At 63.7% G+C, this 18,384-nt stretch carries 16 protein-coding genes; 13 read left to right on the top strand and 3 right to left on the bottom strand.

The annotated features are described in order from the left end of the window. The first annotated feature begins 73 nt into the window (after positions 1-73). The 7 genes from DENOEST_RS13450 (at position 74) to DENOEST_RS13420 (ending at position 9,341) form a co-directional block, all read left to right on the top strand. On the top strand, positions 74-2,494 hold the full coding sequence (locus tag DENOEST_RS13450; protein ID WP_197970620.1) for an LPS-assembly protein LptD: 2,421 nt from the start codon (positions 74-76) through the stop codon (positions 2,492-2,494). A 26-nt stretch (positions 2,495-2,520) separates the two neighbouring features. After that, the gene (locus DENOEST_RS13445; protein ID WP_145771038.1) at positions 2,521-3,819 is read left to right on the top strand and encodes a peptidylprolyl isomerase; all 1,299 of its coding nucleotides are present in this window, start codon (positions 2,521-2,523) and stop codon (positions 3,817-3,819) included. After that, positions 3,816-4,763: a 4-hydroxythreonine-4-phosphate dehydrogenase PdxA gene (gene pdxA, locus DENOEST_RS13440; protein ID WP_145771039.1), complete on the top strand. Its 948-nt coding sequence runs from the start codon at positions 3,816-3,818 to the stop codon at positions 4,761-4,763. The genes DENOEST_RS13445 and pdxA overlap by 4 nt, the downstream gene beginning before the upstream one ends. A gap of 127 nt (positions 4,764-4,890) precedes the next feature. Further along, positions 4,891-5,664: a 16S rRNA (adenine(1518)-N(6)/adenine(1519)-N(6))-dimethyltransferase RsmA gene (gene rsmA, locus DENOEST_RS13435; RefSeq protein ID WP_232096509.1), complete on the top strand. Its 774-nt coding sequence runs from the start codon at positions 4,891-4,893 to the stop codon at positions 5,662-5,664. Positions 5,665-5,746: 82 nt separating this feature from the next. Next, a complete protein-coding gene (gene aroG, locus DENOEST_RS13430) occupies positions 5,747-6,814 on the top strand; it encodes a 3-deoxy-7-phosphoheptulonate synthase AroG (RefSeq protein ID WP_145771041.1) in 1,068 nt (355 codons plus the stop codon). Positions 6,815-6,966: 152 nt separating this feature from the next. Then, complete coding sequence (locus DENOEST_RS13425; protein WP_170228222.1) at positions 6,967-8,469, top strand: ArnT family glycosyltransferase; 1,503 nt, start codon at positions 6,967-6,969, stop codon at positions 8,467-8,469. Continuing rightward, positions 8,457-9,341 (top strand): decaprenyl-phosphate phosphoribosyltransferase, encoded by an 885-nt coding sequence (locus tag DENOEST_RS13420; RefSeq protein WP_232096508.1) that lies wholly within the window; start codon positions 8,457-8,459, stop codon positions 9,339-9,341. Before DENOEST_RS13425 ends, DENOEST_RS13420 begins: the two co-directional genes overlap by 13 nt. A 12-nt stretch (positions 9,342-9,353) precedes the next feature. Here DENOEST_RS13420 and DENOEST_RS13415 read toward each other — a convergent pair whose 3' ends face one another. After that, positions 9,354-9,911 carry a cob(I)yrinic acid a,c-diamide adenosyltransferase gene (locus DENOEST_RS13415; protein WP_145771043.1) on the bottom strand — a complete coding sequence of 186 codons (558 nt, stop codon included), beginning with the start codon at positions 9,909-9,911 and terminating at the stop codon, positions 9,354-9,356. A 61-nt stretch (positions 9,912-9,972) separates the two neighbouring features. On the opposite strand from DENOEST_RS13415, the gene DENOEST_RS13410 reads away from it, so the two are divergent. From DENOEST_RS13410 to DENOEST_RS13395, 4 genes are all read left to right on the top strand, one after another. Beyond that, entirely contained in the window at positions 9,973-10,404 is a 432-nt protein-coding gene (locus DENOEST_RS13410; RefSeq protein WP_145771044.1) for a hypothetical protein, read from the top strand. A 76-nt stretch (positions 10,405-10,480) separates the two neighbouring features. After that, positions 10,481-11,323, top strand: coding sequence for an HDOD domain-containing protein (locus tag DENOEST_RS13405; protein WP_145771045.1), 843 nt, complete (start codon positions 10,481-10,483; stop codon positions 11,321-11,323). Positions 11,324-11,362: 39 nt separating this feature from the next. Next, entirely contained in the window at positions 11,363-11,617 is a 255-nt protein-coding gene (locus DENOEST_RS13400; RefSeq protein ID WP_145771046.1) for a hypothetical protein, read from the top strand. Positions 11,618-11,620: 3 nt separating this feature from the next. Beyond that, entirely contained in the window at positions 11,621-12,418 is a 798-nt protein-coding gene (locus tag DENOEST_RS13395) for a PP2C family protein-serine/threonine phosphatase (protein WP_145771047.1), read from the top strand. Positions 12,419-12,592: 174 nt separating this feature from the next. Here the strand turns inward: DENOEST_RS13395 and corA are convergent, their stop codons facing one another. After that, complete coding sequence (corA, locus tag DENOEST_RS13390) at positions 12,593-13,657, bottom strand: magnesium/cobalt transporter CorA (RefSeq protein WP_145771048.1); 1,065 nt, start codon at positions 13,655-13,657, stop codon at positions 12,593-12,595. Positions 13,658-13,780: 123 nt separating this feature from the next. On the opposite strand from corA, the gene DENOEST_RS13385 reads away from it, so the two are divergent. Together DENOEST_RS13385 and pntB are read left to right on the top strand one after the other, a co-directional pair. Continuing rightward, on the top strand, positions 13,781-15,376 hold the full coding sequence (locus DENOEST_RS13385) for a Re/Si-specific NAD(P)(+) transhydrogenase subunit alpha (protein WP_145771049.1): 1,596 nt from the start codon (positions 13,781-13,783) through the stop codon (positions 15,374-15,376). Positions 15,377-15,391: 15 nt separating this feature from the next. After that, positions 15,392-16,801, top strand: coding sequence for a Re/Si-specific NAD(P)(+) transhydrogenase subunit beta (pntB, locus tag DENOEST_RS13380; protein ID WP_145771050.1), 1,410 nt, complete (start codon positions 15,392-15,394; stop codon positions 16,799-16,801). Between the two features lie 99 nt (positions 16,802-16,900). Here the strand turns inward: pntB and DENOEST_RS13375 are convergent, their stop codons facing one another. Next, entirely contained in the window at positions 16,901-18,304 is a 1,404-nt protein-coding gene (locus DENOEST_RS13375; RefSeq protein ID WP_145771051.1) for a DEAD/DEAH box helicase, read from the bottom strand. Positions 18,305-18,384 lie beyond the last annotated feature (80 nt).

The following is an 18,384-nucleotide window of genomic DNA, read 5'->3' as shown; positions in this document are numbered from 1 at the left end:
TTAGAATCGGCCGATTCTAACATTCGACCGAAACGGCCCCAGTGGCGGCCGTTTCCGGCATCAAGACGACGGCATGCCTCGTTTCCAGCGCAGAAAACTCGGTCTATTCATATGGTTCGCCCTCGCGGGCGGTGCCCATGCAGGCGAGAGCCTGCCCCCCCTGCGGGTCGATCCCGCCCTGCTCGGTGCTCCACCGTTACGGACGCCGACGGCTTCAGTACCCGCCCCGGTTGGGGCCGCTCCGGCCGTCAGCGTGATGCCGGTCCCGCCCCAGCCCGTACCCATTCCCGTCGTGGCGCCTCGGCCGGTCGTGGCACCGCCCCAGGCTGTGCCTACCGAGGCTCCTGCCCCAGGCGTGGTCCATGTGGAGGCGGAACGCATCGAGGGCAAGAGTGGGGTGGAGACCGTGGCCGACGGTGGGGTGGTGCTGAAGAAGGGCGGAAATGTCCTGATGGCCGACCACCTGATCTATCGGGAGGCGGAAGACGAGGTGGATGCGACGGGCAATGTCCATCTGCGGCGGGATACGGATGCGATGACCGGTCCTCACCTGAAAATGCAGTTGGAGCAGAGCCTGGGTTTTTTTGAAACCCCTCTCTATGCCATCAATCGCCCGCCGTTGCAAAAGCCCGGCCAGCCACCTCGGGAAGCTATCAGCGGTCAGGGCAAGGCGGCCCGCCTCGACTTCGAGGGGGAGGATCGCTACCGCTTCAGTGATGTCACCTACAGCACCTGCAAGGCCGAGGTGGACAATCAGGACTGGTATGCCAAGGCCAAGAGCCTGTCCCTGGATTATCAGAAGGAGGAGGGCGACGCCGACAAAGTGACCGTAGTGTTCAAGGGCATCCCCATCCTCTATTCCCCCTGGCTCTCCTTTTCCCTCAACAACGAACGCAAGTCCGGTTTTCTGGTGCCCACCATTGGCGGTACCAGCCAGAGCGGCATGGAAGCCACCATCCCCTATTACTGGAACATTGCGCCCAACATGGACGCCACCCTCTCGCCACGCCTGCTGAGCAAGCGTGGCCTCCAGGCGGTCGGCCAGTTCCGTTACCTGGGCCAGGGTTATCAGGGCGAGGTTGCCGGGGAATTCCTGCCCCAGGATCGGGTGTTCAATGGTGACCGCAGCGCCTTTTCCATGCTGCATCAGCAGGATTTCGGTCGGGGCTTCGGCGGCAGTCTGAACCTGAACCGGGTCTCCGACGACACCTACTTCACGGACCTGTCCACCCGCCTGTCCAATATTGCCCAGACCAACCTGCTGCGGGAAGGCCGCCTGTTCTACAACGGCGGCTGGTGGTCCACCCAGATGATGGCCCAGCGCTACCAGGTGCTGCAGGACCCGTCCCAGCCTCCGGCAGGCATTCCCTATGATCGTCTGCCCCAGGTGACCCTGTCGGCGGTTCGGCCCGACCTGCCGGCTGGCATGGTCCTGAATCTGAACGGGGAGTTCGTCAAGTTCAGCCATCCGGACCAGACCCTGGCCCAGGGGCGTCGCACCACCGTCTACCCCCAGTTTTCCCTGCCCTTGCAGACCGCGGCTTTCTACCTCACCCCCAAGATTGGCCTCCATGCCACCCGCTACGATCTGGAGCGGCAGGTGCCGGGCCTGGACACCAGCCTGGCCCGCAATGTGCCGATTGTCAGCGTCGATAGCGGAATCACCTTCGAACGGGACATGCAGCTTTTCGGTCGCAACCTGCTCAACACTCTGGAGCCCCGGCTTTATTACCTGAAGGTGCCTTACCGGGATCAGCGCCAGCTTCCTCTCTTCGATACCGGGCTGGTGGACTTCAATTTTGCTCAGATATTTTCCGAAAACATCTATTCCGGCGGCGATCGCCTGGCGGATGCCAATCAGCTCACGGCTGCCGTTACCAGCCGGGTGATCGATCCGGTGACCGGCAGCGAACTGGTGCGGGTGGCTTTGGGTCAGCGCTATTATTTTTCCGACCAGAATGTCACCCTGCCTGGCATGGCACCCCGCACCGGCCACATGGCGGACTACCTGGCTGGCATGACCGCCAGTCTGGGCCAGGGTTTTTCCCTGGACAGCGCGCTCCAGTACAACCCCCGGGACAAGCAGATGGAGCGCTTCAACTTCTCCGGCCGCTATCAGCCCGAGACCGGCAAGCTGATCAATGCCGGCTACCGCTACACCCGGGAGCTGCTGCGGCAGATCGACCTTTCCGGGCAGTGGCCGGTGATGAATGGCTGGTCGGCGGTGGGGCGCTACAACTACTCCTTCAAGGAGAAGCGCGCCATCGAGAGCATCGCTGGCCTGGAATACAACTCCGGTTGCTGGAGCACCCGTCTGGTGGTGCATCGCCTGGCCACGGCCGTGGGCCGCACCTCCAGCGCCTTTTTCGTCCAGTTGGAGCTGAACGGGTTCTCTCGTCTTGGCTCCAATCCTCTCGATATGCTGAAGCGTAATGTCCCCGGCTATGGCCGCTGGATAGAACCCGCCGCCGATCCGGTATTCGGCGCCCAGTGATCCCTCCCTTTCAGGTGAGACGTCCCATGAAACGTGTACTGCCGCTGTTGCTTATTTTCGTTGCCCTTTCCATTCAGGCCCAGCCCAAGCCGCCCAAGGCAGTGGAGGTGGATCGTCTGGTGGCGGTGGTCAATGACGAGGCCATTACTTTATCGGAGCTGCGTACTCGCCTGGCGACGGTGGAGCGTCAGTTGCGGGCACGCAATACGCCCATGCCTCCCATGGAGGTGCTTGAGCGCCAGTTGCTGGAGCGGATGATCGTGGATCGGGTCCAGATGCAAATGGCCAGGGATGGCGGCATGGAAGTTTCCGACCCGGAACTGGATGCGACCCTGCGCCGGATTGCCGAGGGTAACCGTCTTTCGGTGCCGGACTTCCGGGCTGCCCTGGAGAAGGATGGCATCAGCTGGTCCGCCTTCCGGGAGGAAATCCGTCAGGAGGTCATGCTTTCCCGGCTGCGGGACCGGGAGGTGGATAGCCGGGTCACGGTTTCCGATGGCGAGGTGGATAACTATCTGTCCAACGCTGTCAATGCCGGCGAGGCCGGGGTCATGGTGGATCTGGCCCACATCGTGATCCGGGTGCCGGAACAGGCCAGTCCCGAGCAACTGATGAAACTGCGTACCAAGGCAGAGCAGGCTCGAGCCCAGCTCAACCGGGGCGAGGATTTTGCCAAGGTGGCAGCAGCCAACTCCGATGCGCCGGATGCCATGAGCGGCGGCCAGGTGGGGCAGCGCAGCCTGGATCGGCTACCGGCCCTATACGCGGAGGCCCTGCAAAAGATGCAGCCGGGGGAGGTCAGCACCGTACTGCGCAGCCCCGCCGGTTTTCACATCATCAAGTTGTTGAACCGGGCGGGCGGACTTCAATCCATGCCGGCTATCCGCCAGACCCGGGCGCGGCACATCCTGATCAAGGTGAATGAACTGGTGTCGGAGGTCGAGGCCAAGCGCAAGCTGGAGACCGTCAAGGAGCGACTGGGTCATGGTGGCGACTTTGCCGAGCTGGCCAAGCTCTATTCCAACGACCTGTCCGCCGCCAAGGGAGGCGACCTGGGCTGGCTCAATCAGGGGGATACCGTGCCCGAGTTCGAGCGGGCCATGGACAGCCTGGCCATCGGTCAGGTCAGTGATCTGGTGCAGTCGCCCTTTGGCTGGCACCTGATCCAGGTTCAGGAGCGGCGCGTCGACGAGGGCTCGGCAGAGCGCAAGCGCCTGCTGGCGCGCCAGGCCCTGCGCGAGCGCAAGGCCGAGGAGGCCTATCAGGACTGGGTGCGCCAGTTGCGGGACCGGGCCTACGTCGAGTATCGCCTGGAGGACAAGTGAGCGGCGCCGAGCGCCGGCCCGTGATCGCGGTTACCAGCGGTGAACCGGCGGGCATAGGCCCGGACATCTGCCTGGCCCTGGTTGGCGACGACTGGCCGGTGCGGGTGGTGGTGCTGGGAGACCGGGGTCTGATCGAGAGCAGGGCGCGGCAACTGGGGCGCTCCACCGAGGGATTGGACATTATTCATGTGCCCCTGCGGGCGCCCTGTACCCCGGGTCGATTGGCCCCGGCCAACGCCCCCTATGTGCTGGATATCCTGGACCGGGCCCTGGCTGGCTGCCAGTCCAATGAGTTCGCCGCCATGGTCACCGCCCCGGTGCATAAGGGCGTGATCAACGATGCCGGCATTCCCTTCACCGGCCACACCGAGTACCTGGCCGAGAAGACCGGCACCCCCCGGGTGGTGATGATGCTGGCCGGGGGCGGCCTGCGGGTGGCCCTGGCCACCACCCACCTGGCCCTGAAGGACGTGCCCGCCGCCATCACCCGGGAAGAGCTGGCCACGACGCTGCGCATCGTCGATGCCGACCTGCGCGTCAAATTCGGTATTCCCCGGCCCCGCATCCTGGTGGCCGGGCTCAATCCCCATGCCGGCGAAGGTGGTCATCTGGGGCGGGAGGAGATCGACACCATCGCCCCGGTGATCGAGGCCCTGCGGGCCGAAGGCCTGGACCTGGTGGGTCCCCTGCCGGCGGACACCCTGTTCACCCGCCGGGTGCTGGAGGGCTCCCATGCCCAGGTGGCCATGTACCACGACCAGGGTCTGGCGGTGCTCAAGTACGTGGCCTTCGCGGATGGCGTAAACATCACCCTGGGCCTGCCGGTGCTGCGCACCTCCGTGGACCACGGCACCGCCCTGGACCTGGCGGGCACGGGCAAGGCCGATCCCGGCAGCCTCTTCGCCGCGGTGGGCATGGCTGCCGAGATCGTGGCGCGAGGATGAGGGCAGCTTGCAACATTCCCTGCCGGCAAGGCAGGGCAATTAAGTCACCTCCCCCTCATGGAAGGGGAGGCCGGGAGAGGATGACCACGAATTATCAAATATGTTGTCACGCGACGGGGAAGCCGTCGTGAGACAACATATCCCACGTAAACGCTTCGGTCAGAATTTCCTCAATTCGCCCGGCGTGATCCGCAAGATCGTCGCCGCCATCGCGCCCCGGCCGGGGGACCTGATGGTGGAGATTGGCCCCGGTCTGGCGGCCATGACCGAGCCTCTGCTGGAGGCTCTGGGCCATCTGCACGTGGTGGAAATCGACCGGGACCTGATTGCCGGCCTGCGGCAACGCTTCACACCGGAGCAACTTACCATCCACGAGGGGGATGCCCTGGTCTTCGATTTTGGCGCCATGGGCGCCGACTTGCGCGTGGTGGGCAACCTGCCCTACAACATTTCCACGCCACTGCTGTTTCATCTCGCCACTTTTGCCGATCAGGTGCGGGACATGCACTTCATGCTGCAAAAGGAAGTGGTGGACCGCATGGTGGCCGAGCCCGGTGGCGGCGAGTTCGGACGGCTTTCGGTGATGCTGCAATACCGCTTCCACATGGAGCGGCTGTTCATCGTTCCTCCCGGGGCCTTTACTCCGGCACCCAAAGTGGACTCGGCCATCGTGCGCCTGATACCCAAGGCTGCTGGAGAGCTGGAACCCTGCGACGGCGAGGTTTTCGCCAGGGTAGTCACGGCGGCCTTCTCCCAACGTCGCAAGATGTTGCGCAACACCCTGCGCGAACTGATCGACGAGGCAGCCCTGGTGGCCCTGGGCATCGCCCCCACTGCCCGGGCCGAAACCCTGGGGGTCAGTGATTACGTGCGCATCACCCGGGCACTGTCTGCGGACTGATCGCAGCGCGGACCTGGGGGCGTCCCGAGGCTTTCGTCGGGTAGAATCACGGCCTTTGCCGTTGGCAACGAGCGTATCCGCCATGAAATACACCATCGACGACGTCCGTATCAAGGAAATCAAGGAACTCTCCCCTCCCGCCCACATCCTGCGGGAGTTTCCGGAAACCGAACTGGCCGCCGCCACCACCTTTGCCGGCCGCCAGGCCATCCATCGGGTGCTCCACGGCGGCGACGACCGGCTGCTGGTGATCATCGGCCCCTGCTCCATTCACGATCCGGTCGCGGCCATGGAATATGCCCGCCGCCTCAAGGCCGAGCGGGACCGCCATGCTGCCGATCTGGAAGTGGTGATGCGGGTGTATTTCGAGAAGCCCCGCACTACCGTGGGCTGGAAGGGGCTGATCAACGACCCCCACATGGACAACAGCTTCAAGATCAACGAAGGTCTGCGCCTGGCCCGCAAGCTGTTGTGGGACATCAATGAACTGGGTCTGCCGGCGGCCACCGAGTTCCTCGACGTGATCACGCCCCAATACACGGCGGACCTGATCGCCTGGGGCGCCATCGGCGCCCGCACCACCGAATCCCAGATCCACCGAGAACTGGCTTCCGGCCTGTCCTGTCCGGTGGGCTTCAAGAATGGCACCGACGGCAACCTGCGCATCGCCGTGGATGCCATCAAGGCCGCCGCCAGCCCCCACCATTTCCTCTCCGTGACCAAGGCCGGCCATTCGGCCATTGTCTCCACCGCAGGCAACGAGGACTGTCATGTGATCCTGCGCGGTGGCAAGACGGCCAACTACGACGCCGCCAGCGTCGAGGCGGCCTGCCAGGAATTGGGCAAGGCCGGCCTGGCCGCCCGGGTGATGATCGACTTCTCCCACGCCAACAGCAACAAGCAGTTCAAGCGCCAGATGGACGTGGCTAGGGATGTGGCCGGCCAGATGGCGGGTGGCGACGACCGCATCTTCGGCGTGATGGTCGAATCCCATCTCAAGGAAGGCCGCCAGGACCTGATGCCCGGCAAGCCCCTGGAATACGGCCAGAGCGTCACCGATGCCTGCATCGGCTGGGAAGACAGCGCGGCGGTCCTGGATATCCTGGCCGAAGCCGTGCGCAAGCGGCGCGTGGCTCTGGAAGACAAGTAGGCCAATGCAGTGTCGGCGGGCGTCATGAGTATCGGCGCGCCCGCTCGCCGCCGGGCCGTCCCAAGGCAGGTAATCCTTTCTTATGGAGCGGGCGCAGCCCGCGAACCCCAGTCACCCCCTTCCCTGGGAAGGGGGTTGGGGGGATGGTTCAAATGAATCCGCGCCGTCTTTTCTTTTGGCTGCTGGCCCCCCTGCTGGTTTTTCGCCTCTGGCTCGCCGGAGCCCTGCCCATCACGGCCGACGAGGCCTATTTCATCTGGTGGGGCAAGATTCCCGACTGGGGTTTCTATGATCATCCGCCCATGGTGGGATGGTGGCTGGCGGCCCAGTTGCTGCTCGGTGACGGAGCGGCCTGGCTGCGTCTGAGTTCGGTGCTGCAACCCCTGGTCCTGGCCGGGGCCGTGGCCTGGTTCGTGCCGCGCATCTGGTCCGGCACCGAGGACTGGCGGCGCTGGTCCGCTGCCCTGCTGGTGCTCCTGGCGCCCACCAGCGTCTGGAATGTGCTGATCACCACCGACACGCCCCTGGCCTACGGTTCCGTGCTGTCGGGGCTGGCCTGGCTGAGGGCGCGGCGGGACGGCCACCTGGGCTGGTATCTGGCCAGCGGCCTGTTTCTCGCCCTGGCCGTGCTGTCCAAGTATTTCGTCGCCTTTCTGGGTTTCGCCTATCTGGTGGATGTGCTGCGCCGGCCGGACAGGCGCGGCCTGACCGGCCTGGCCATCGTCTATGGCTGCTGCCTGCCGGCCCTGGGGCTGATGGCCTGGTGGAACATGGAGCACTGCTGGCCCAACTACATGTTCAACTTCGTCAATCGCCATGGCAAGGCGGCGCTGTCCTGGAAGACGCCCCTGCTCTATGGTCTGACCCTGATCTATCTGCTGACGCCGCCCCTGCTCTGGCAACTGCTGCGGCGACCGACGGCCTGGTGCCGGCCGGAACTGACCAGTCTGGCCGTTCTGGCCTGGGTCCCCCTGGCGCTGTTCGGCCTGCTGTCCCTGAAAAAGACCGTGGGCCTGCATTGGATGCTGTCCTTCCTGCCCTTCGCCTTACTGCTGGCGGCCTTGGGTCTGGAGGCCCGGCTGCTGGCCCGGCTGCGGATTTTCTTCCTGGGCTTTGCGGCCCTTCACATCGTATTGCTGGCGGGCGCCAGCCTGACGTCCCTGGAAAGCTGGCAGCGGGCCAAGTGGTATGAGAGCGCGGTGCTGGCCTTCGAGGCGGAGACCATCGCCGCCCGGCTGAAACCCTACGCGGCGGATTACGTCTTCGCCAGCGACGGCTATGCCGATGCGGTGACCCTGGGCTACAACGCCCGGCGCTATTTCCTGGTCTTCGGCGAAGCTTCCAGTCACGCCCGCCACGATGACATCCTCACCGACTTCAGGGTGCTGGACGGGAAGAACATCCTGATCCTCCAGAAGGATGCGCCGGTGGCCGAGGAGTACGCGCCCTACTTCCGCGAGTTGCGGACGGAAACCTTCAGCTTGCATGGTGTGACTTTCCATCAGATCATGGGCCGGGGCTTCGACTATGCCCGCTATCGGGACCGGGTGCTGGCGACGGCGCGGGACAAGTACTACCAGATTCCGTCCTGGCTGCCCCAAGGTGCCTGCTATTTCTGTGACCGCTACTGGCCGGGGAAAACATGTCCGCACTGATGCCACCGCTGATTGCCCTGCTGCGTCCCCATCAATGGATCAAGAACGGCTTCGTGCTGGTGGGCCTGCTCTTCGGCCATGCCTGGCAAGACCCCATCCGCCTGCAACAGGGGTTGTGGGCTTTCGTCGCCTTCTGCCTGCTGTCTTCCACGGTCTATGTGTTCAACGACCTGCAGGACCGGGAGCAGGACCGGCTGCATCCCCAGAAGCGTCGGCGGCCCCTGGCCTGCGGCACGGTGAGCGTCAGCGCCGCCCTGCTGTTGCTGGCGGTCTGCCTGGTCGCCGGCCTGGCCCTGGCCTTCACTCTTGCGGGGCAGGCGCCCTGGATCTTCGTGGCCTATCTGTTGCTCAACGGGGGCTACAGCATGGGTCTGAAGCACGTGGTGCTGCTGGATGTGTTCCTGATCGCCGCCGGCTTCATGCTGCGCCTTCTGGCCGGCACTCTGGGCCTGGACATCGCGCCCTCCCAGTGGCTGCTGCTGTGCGGTCTGATGCTGACCCTGTTCCTCGGTTTCGCCAAGCGCCGGGCGGAACTGGTGGCCCTCTCCGGCGGTTCCGGAGGCCACCGGCGGGTGCTGGAGCACTATTCCGAAGGAATGCTGGACCAGTTCATCACCATCACCGCCGCCTGCACGGTGGTCACCTACAGCCTCTATACGGTCAGCGCGGAGACCGTGGCCCTCCATGGCAGCAGCCGTCTGATGCTGACCGTGCCCTTTGTGCTCTACGGCATGCTGCGCTATCTGTTCCTGCTGCATCGGCGCCAGGGGGGCGGTGATGTAGCGGTGGAACTGCTCACTGACGTGCACCTGCTGCTGGCGGTATTGGGCTGGCTGGGCACTGTGTTGGCGGTGATGACTGGCCGGCTGTAGCGGCCCTGGATTCTAGAGGCCGGCGTTCTTGCCCTTCTGCCAGAGCACGTCGCCGCCGCCAGCGCTCTTGTTGAGCCAGCGGGCCAGGACGAAGAGCAGGTCCGAGAGCCGGTTCAGGTAGCGCCGCGCCGTGTCGGACACGGCCTCTGTGGACGCCAGGGTCACCAGCTTGCGTTCCGCACGGCGGCACACGGCACGGGCCAGGTGTACCTGGGCCGCCACCCGGGTACCACCGGGCAGGATGAATTCCTTCAGAGGCTGCAATTCACCGTTGTAGCGATCAATCGCCTGCTCCAGCCGGCCCGGCTGGCTCGCGGCGAGAAAGTTGGCGCCCGGCACGGAGAGTTCCCCCCCCAGGTCGAAGAGATCGTGCTGAATGCCGATAAGGAGTTCCCTCACCTCGTCGGACATGGCCTCGCACAAGACAATACCCAAGAGGGAGTTGAGTTCATCCACATCTCCCATGGCGGCGACGCGGGCCGAGTCCTTGCCGGTACGGGAGCCGTCGCCCAGGCCCGTGGTGCCGGCGTCACCGGTGCGCGTATAGATTTTCGAAAGTCGATGTCCCATGGTCAGATTATCCCGTAAAACGGCATCGTTCAGGAGGCATGGCCGGCTATCATAGGCCACCATGACATCTCATACGATGCCCCGCAACCGGGAAGTGAATCTTCTGCCCTGCGTGTTCTGCGTCGCCTTGACGGCACGGATGGCGGCCTGCGAGCTGGCGACCACAGTGGTCGAGGGTTCCGGCACGGCGTGCTCCTCGCCCCTGGCACGGGCTGCCTGCGCCAGCCTCTACGGCCTGTTGCAAGAGAGGGCGTCCTTCGCCCTGAAGCTCAGGCCTGGCCGGCCGGGTCCCCTGGCATGGTCCCGGGCCTTGCAGGTGCAGTGCGGTGGTCTGTTGTTCCTGAAGGAGACCCTCGATCCGCAGACCCAGGCACCCGACATCCATCGCCTGGTCTATCTGGCCCAGCAACATCCGGGCGGAGCGGACGAGTTGCCCGCCGCGCCCATGATCAGGCGCATGACAACCTGGCGGAATAGCTCCATTGAGCGATAATTCGTCCTCCGGGTACCGGATGGAGTAATTCAATGGATTGCCCGAGGGGCTTGCCTTCCCGGGAGTTAGGACTCTCATGTCGAGTGATGAACAAGCGTTGATGGACCTGGTGGCTCGTGGCGTAAAACTTCCACCCCAGCCCCAGGTGCTGGTGCAACTTGAGGACAATCTTTCCAGGGGCGATCCTGATGTGCGCACTTTGGCACGCACGATCGCGCAGGATCCGGGGCTCACGGCCATGCTGTTCAAGGCCGCTCGCTCGCCCCTGTTCAATCCTCGCAACCGAAACCTGGACAGGCTTGACCAAGTGCTGATGGTGATAGGCAGCAAGCAGTGTCTGAATCTGGCGCGGGCCTTTTCCCTGGCGACCTCGATTCCCGGCGCCCATCGTCATGGCATGGAGGTCTTCTGGGTACGTGCACGCGAACTGGCTCGGTTGGCGGCGCTGATTGCCGACGACCGAATAACGGTATGCAATGTCTTTCCTGATCAGGCATACCTGGCAGGGGTATTTTATGAATGTGGCGTACCGCTGCTGATGCAGCGCTTCCCCGACTATTGTCAGGGCCTGACCATGAATACCGTGAATTCCTGGCCCAGTCTGCAGGAGGAGGACCAGCGTTTCAACGTGGACCACGTTACCATCGGCTATCTGGTGGCGCGGCACTGGAAGCTGCCGGACTTCATTGCTCAGGCCATACGTTGCCATCGAGAAATTCCGCATGCGGATATGGGCGCCACTCGCAGTCTTGTGGCCATCCTGCAACTGGCGGTTCATTTCTTTTTCCGCGTTAACCGGATCGACGATGCCCATTGGCCCATCCTGGCAGACGAGGTGTTGGGGGAGCTTTGCATCCTCCCAGAGGAGTTGGAGGATTTCTTCGATCGCATCAGCGACCGCTTCGACGCCGAGAGCTGAGGCGGTGACCGTGCTAGGATTCACGGAGGAGGAATGTCCATGGTTGATGAACTCGCGCCAGACGACGCTACGGAGCGCCGCCGCGACTCCCAGTTGCGGGGGATTTTCGTCGAGGCCTACGATGTCTTGGAGCCTTTCTTCGATCCGGCCAACAACTGGGCCGGTCACAGCCATGAGCACCTGGCCTTCCGTGCCCTGCACGAACGCTTCCCCTCCCTCTCCCAGGAACAGGTCTTCGTCATTGTCACTGCGGCCAAGCGGGTGTTTTCCTCTGGCGGCGCACCCTCTTCCTGACTCATGGCACTGACTGTCGAGGTTTGTTCCGCGCAGCATATCGGCGACCGTGAGGAGCAGCAGGACCGGGTTGCGATCTTTCCCCATGCCGATTACAAGGGCGCCCTGATGGCCGTGCTGGCCGACGGCATGGGCGGCTTGAGCGGAGGTGCCATCGCCGCGGAGCAGGTGATTCATTGCGCGCGTCATAGCTTCGAGTGTTTCGGACCCGGCGCCGATACTCGCGAGATGCTGGCGGCGGCGATCAACGACGCTCACGAGGGCATACGCCTGACCGCCCTGTCCAGCGAAAAGGAGCCTCACAGCACCGCCTGTGTCCTGGTGATGCAGCCGGGACGGATGGACTGGGCCCATTGCGGCGATTCCCGCATCTACCATTTCCGCCAGGGAGAAATGGTGGCTCGCAGCATTGATCACTCCATGGTGATGCGCAAGATGGTGTTGCCCGGCTATCTCACCGAGGAGCAGGCGGAGAAGCATCCCAACAAGAATCTGCTGATTTCCTGCCTGGGGGACGAGGCCCGCCCGGAAATCGATTTCGGGGAGGCATCTCCCCTGGTGGCGGGCGATTGTTTCCTGTTGTGTTCCGACGGCATCTGGGCCTATTTCAAGAACGAGGAGTTGGGCGAAGTGTTGTCCACCCTGGCGCCCCGCCAGGCGGCGGAGGCCCTGATCGAGCGCGCACGAGCCCGGGCCGGCGGCCGGGGCGACAATTGTTCCCTGGCCATTGTCCGGATCAAGGAAGTGGAAGCGGAGAAGAAGAAGTTCGCCACCCTGCTGGGACGGCAGCGCGCCACCTAACGCGCATGGGAGAACGAGCTTTCCCGCCGGGCAGTCCTGACCGGAGGAAATCCCTGCGGGACAAGGGAAAGCGGCACGCGGCGCCAGCCGCAAGCTCTCGGTGCTCAACTCTCTCAAACAGCCGAGCGTAGCGAGCCGTATCGAACCCCCTGGAGGGGGCGAAGGGGGCGAGCCTTAACCCAGCCAGCGCCGTCGCCAGAAGGTCAGCCCCAGGGTCGTGGCGATGAAAGCCATCATACCCAGGGCCACAAGGAAACCCTCCGGGTTGTCCAGCAAGGGCATGGTGCGGAAATTCATGCCGAAGATCCCCGATATCAGGGTGGCGGGCATGAAGATGACGGCCACCACCGTGAGGGCGCGCACCTCCTGGTTGAGTCGGTTGCTGACACTGGACAGATAGAGATCCAGCATGCCGGCGAGCAGATCGCGGATCGCCTCCAGGGATTCGATCACATGCACCGTGTGGTCGTAGATGTCCCGAAGATAGGGCTGGGTGGCGGGTTGAAAGAAAGGGCCGCCAGACCGGATCAACTGGTTGACCACCTCCCGCAGGGGCCACACGGCCCGCCGCAGGATCAGGGTATCCCGCTTCAACTGATGCAGGGTCTGGAGCATGGCGGGACTGACATTGCCCATCAGCTCGTCTTCCAGGGCTTCGGTGCGATCGGCGATTTGTTCCAGCACCGTGAAGTGGCGGTCCACCAGAATGTCGAGCAGGGCATAGGCCAGGTAATCGGCGCCTAGCTTGCGAATCTGCCCGCCGTTCTGGCGCAGGCGTTCCCGCACCGGGTCGAAATTGCCCGTGGGGCGTTCCTGGAAACTGAGGACAAAGCCCTGGCCGATGATAAGGCTCACCTGCTCTGAACTGACGCTGAGATGCTCGCTGTCGTAGGTGAAAAAACAGGCCACCAGGTAGAGGTAGTCGCCATAGTCATCCACCTTGGGGCGCTGGTCGGTGTTGAGAATGTCCTCCAGTACCAGGGGGTGAAGATTGAAACGGCGGCCGATTTCGGTCAGGACCTCGGGCTCGTGCAGACCATAGACATTGAGCCACAGTACCGGTTGGCTGGGCCTGTGGTCGCGGGAATCGTGCACGGAAGCAAATCTGTGTTCCGTCAGCTTCTCCGGGCCATATTCGACCAGGGTCACATAGGGCTGTTCGGTCTTGCGTTCGCCGACATGGATGAGTGCACCCGGCGGCAGGCCGGTTTTGAGAGACCGTGGTTTCCTCTTGGTCATGGGAACTTGCTCCAGAGATGCCTGAATCGGAAAGTTTGGCAACTTTTGGGTATGATCCCAGAGTTGTCCGGTGAGCGGATTACAGCCATTATGCCTATAACAACCCGTACGGGAGTGTGTTTGATGTCCCTGATAATTGGAGTGCCAAGAGAGGTCTTCGCGGGCGAGAAGCGTGTCGCCACCGTTCCCGAAGTTGTCGAGAAACTGATCAAGCTGGGGTTTGCAGTCGCAGTGGAATCCGGTGCCGGGGATGCTGCGAATTTCGACGACGATAGTTATCGTGCTGTCGGCGCCCAGATCATTACCGGCGCCGCCGAGCTTTGGGCGAAGTCCGACATCGTGTTCAAGGTGCGTGGCCCGAATGCAGACGAAGTCGGCCTGATGCGCGAAGGCGGTACCCTGGTGAGCTTCATCTGGCCAGCGCAGAACCCGGAACTCATGAATCAACTGGCAGCCAAGAAGGCCACCGTGCTGGCCATCGACTCGCTGCCGCGCCAACTGAGCCGCGCACAGAAGATGGACGCGTTGACCTCCATGGCCGGCATCGCCGGCTACCGTGCGGTCATCGAGGCCGCCAATGCCTTCGGCCGTTTCTTCAATGGCCAGATCACGGCCGCCGGCAAGGTTCCGCCGGCCAAGATATTCATCGCAGGCGCAGGCGTGGCCGGCCTGGCGGCGATCGGCACCGCCGCCGGCCTGGGCGCCATCGTGCGCGCCAACGATACCCGCGCCGAAGTGGCTGATCAGGTCGTGTCCCTGGGCGGCGAATTCGTCAAGGTCGATTATGAGGAAGAAGGTTCCGGCGGCGGCGGCTACGCCAAGGTGATGAGCGAGGGCTTCCAGCAGGCCCAGCGTGAGATGTATGCCAAGCAGGCCAAGGAGGTGGACATCATCATCACCACCGCGCTGATCCCCGGCAAGCCGGCGCCCAAGCTCATCACCGCCGAGATGGTGAAGAGCATGAAGCCGGGCAGCGTCATCGTCGACATGGCGGCCGAGCAGGGCGGCAACTGCGAGTTGACCGAACCCGGCCAGGTGGTGGTGAAGCATGGCGTGACCATCGTCGGCTACACCGATCTGGTCAGCCGCATGGCCCGGCAGTCCAGCACCCTCTACGCCACCAATCTGTTCCGCCTGGCCGAGGAACTGTGCAAGACCAAGGATGGCGTCATCAACGTCAATATGGACGATGATGCCATCCGCGGCCTCACGGTCGTCAAGGAAGGCAACATCACCTGGCCGCCGCCTGCGCCCAAGTTGGCGGCGGCTCCTGCCGCCAAGCCGGCTGCCATGCCAGTGGCGGCACCCGCCAAGAAGGGCCATGGTCACCGTGATCACACACCGATGGCGGCCGGCAAGCTTGCCATCATGTTCAGTGTGGCCTCTGCCCTGTTCTGGTTCATCGGCGCCAACGCACCAGAGGCTTTCCTGGGGCATTTCACCGTTTTTGTGCTGGCCTGCTTCGTGGGTTACATGGTGGTGTGGAACGTCACGCCAGCCCTGCACACGCCCTTGATGAGCGTGACCAACGCCATCAGCAGCATCATCGCGATTGGTGCCCTGGTCCAGATCGCGCCACCCTTGCTGGGAAACGCGGGTGCCGGCCGGCCGGATGAGCTGATTCGCTGGCTGGCCTTTGCCGGCATCGCGCTGACAGCAATCAATATGTTCGGCGGCTTCGCCGTGACCCGCCGCATGCTGGCGATGTTCCGCAAATAAGAAGGAAGACGACCCATGTCTGTAAGCCTTACAACTGTCGCCTATATCGGTGCGACCATTCTTTTCATTCTCAGCCTGGGAGGTCTCTCCCATCCGGAGACCTCCCGGCGCGGCAACCTTTACGGCATGATCGGCATGGCCATCGCCGTGCTGGCCACGGTCTTCGGACCACGGGTCGACGCGGCAGGCATTCCCTGGATTGTCGGTGCCATGGTGGTGGGCGGCAGCATAGGCCTCTATGCGGCCCGTGTGGTGCAGATGACCCAGATGCCGGAACTGGTCGCCCTGATGCACAGCCTGGTGGGCCTGGCCGCCTGTCTGGTGGGCTTCGCCAGCTACATCGATACATCCACCATCCTGGTCGGCGCCGAGAAATCCATTCATGAAATCGAGATTTACATCGGCATCCTGATCGGCGCGGTGACCTTCTCCGGCTCGATCATCGCCTTCGGCAAGCTTTCCGGCAGGATCGGCGGCAAGCCCCTGCTGCTGCCGGCGCGCCATTGGCTCAATCTGATGGGGCTCCTGTTGGTGATCTGGTTTTGTCGCGAGTTCCTTCACGCCGAGTCGGTGAGCGCCGGCATGACGCCGCTGATCGTGATGACCGTGATTTCCCTGCTGTTCGGCATCCACATGGTGATGGCCATCGGCGGCGCCGACATGCCTGTCGTGGTGTCGATGCTGAACAGCTATTCCGGCTGGGCGGCAGCGGCCACCGGCTTCATGCTGTCCAACGACCTGCTCATTGTTACCGGCGCCCTGGTGGGCTCCTCCGGCGCCATCCTCTCCTACATCATGTGCAACGCCATGAACCGCAACTTCATCAGCGTGATCGCGGGGGGCTTTGGCACTGGCAGCGGTGCGCCGGCGGCGGCCAATGGTTCCCAGCCGGCCGGCGAGGTGGTGGCGGTAAGTGCTCTGGAGACCGCCGAACTGCTGCGGGAAGCCAAGAACGTCATTATCGTGCCGGGCTACGGCATGGCAGTGGCCCAGGCCCAGCACACGGTCTTCGAGATTACCCGGCACCTGCGGGAGGCTGGCGTCAATGTGCGCTTTGGCATCCATCCGGTGGCCGGCCGCATGCCCGGACACATGAACGTGCTGCTCGCCGAGGCCAAGGTGCCCTACGACATCGTGATGGAAATGGACGAGATCAACGAGGACTTCCCTGAGACCGATGTGGCCATGGTCATCGGTGCCAACGACATCGTCAATCCGGCGGCCCAGGAGGATCCCACCAGCCCAATCGCCGGCATGCCGGTGTTGGAGGTGTGGAAGGCCAAGACCTCCATCGTGATGAAACGCAGCATGGCGTCCGGCTATGCGGGCGTGGACAATCCGCTGTTCTACAAGGACAACAACCGCATGCTCTTCGGTGATGCCAAGAAGATGCTGGAGGAAGTGCAAATGGCCCTGGTGGCCTGACGGGTCATCCTGCCGGAACGCTGACGAACCCCGCCTCTCCGATCAAGGAGAGGCGGGGTTTTCTTTGGTGCATCACACCCCGGTAAGACGTGGTGAGGCTTATTTCTTGCCCAGGCCGCCCAGCAAGGCTGCCACCGGCCGTAGTGGGCGGCGCGGTACGGTTTCCGTGGCTGCGTCGGCGCCGGGTTGGGTTTTCGGCGCGTAGGGTTTGCTGAAATCGAAACCGTCGGCGGCGACGGTGGGGACGCGGAGGGCGGGCGTTGGCAGCTTGACTGCAGCCCGGGGGCCGTGCACACCCCGGCTCTCCCGCTCCCGCAGGTGACCGTGGCGGACTCCTCGCTCCTCGCTTTTCACGGCGGCGCCGGGATCGAAGCCGGGAACCTCCACCTGCTCGATCTTCAGCTTGATCAGCTTCTCGATGTCCGTCAGGCGGAACTTCTCCTCGGGACTGGCCAGGGAAGTGGCATCCCCCTTTTTGCCGGCGCGGCCGGTGCGACCGATGCGGTGCACGTAGTCCTCGGCCACATGGGGCAGTTCGTAGTTGATGACATGGGGCAGATCGTCAATGTCCAGGCCCCGGGCCGCAACGTCGGTGGCCACCAGCACCTGGAGGGCGCCGCTCTTGAAGGCCTCCAGGGTTTCGGTGCGCTGCTGCTGGCTCTTGTCGCCATGGATGGCGTCGGCGTTGACACCCTGGCGTTCCAGCCAGGTGGCCAGCCGGCTGGCACCGAACTTGGTGCCGACGAAGACCAGCACCTGGGACAGCTTGGATTCCTTGAGCAGATGCAGCAATAGGTGGCGCTTGTGATCGGTGCTGACCAGATGCACCCGGTGGGTGATGGTCTCGCTGATCGCATTGCGCCGGGCCACCTCGATCAACTGGGGGTTCTTCAGCATGGCGTCGGCCAGCTTCTTGATCTCGTCGGAGAAGGTGGCTGAAAACAGCAGGCTCTGGCGTGCCTTGGGCAGCATGGCCAGGATGCGCTTGATGTCCGGGATGAAGCCCATGTCCAGCATGCGGTCGGCTTCGTCCAGCACCAGCACTTCCACCTGGGCGAAGCTCACGCTCTTCTGCTCCACGTGGTCCAGCAACCGGCCCGGGGTGGCGACAACGATCTCGCGGCCTTCCCGCAGCTCGGCGATCTGGGGCTTGATGTCCACGCCGCCGTAGATGCAGACCGAGCGCAGGGGCACGTATTTGCTGTAGGTCTTGACGCTGTCGTGGACCTGCATTGCCAGTTCACGGGTCGGGGCCAGGATCAGGGCGCGCACCGGGTGCCGGGCCGGGGAGGGGGACGTAGAGGCATGGCGGGCCAGGCGTTGCAGCAGGGGCAGGGTGAAGCCTGCGGTCTTGCCGGTGCCGGTCTGGGCGCCGCCCATGACATCCAGGCCCTGCAACACGATGGGAATGGCCTGGGTCTGGATCGGGGTGGGTGTGGTGTAGCCGGCTTCATGCACGGCACGCAGCAGTTCGGGCAACAGCCCGAGATCTTCGAACTTCATCAATACTCCTGAACAGGCCTGCCCCTTGCGGGGTACCGGTTCAGGCAACAATGGGGATGCTGGGACGCGAGCCTTGATGA

Source organism: Denitratisoma oestradiolicum, assembly GCF_902813185.1.
GTDB lineage: Bacteria > Pseudomonadota > Gammaproteobacteria > Burkholderiales > Rhodocyclaceae > Denitratisoma > Denitratisoma oestradiolicum.
The sequence above is the reverse complement of the archived record's forward strand: the minus strand, read 5'-3'. Positions and strand labels throughout refer to the sequence as shown.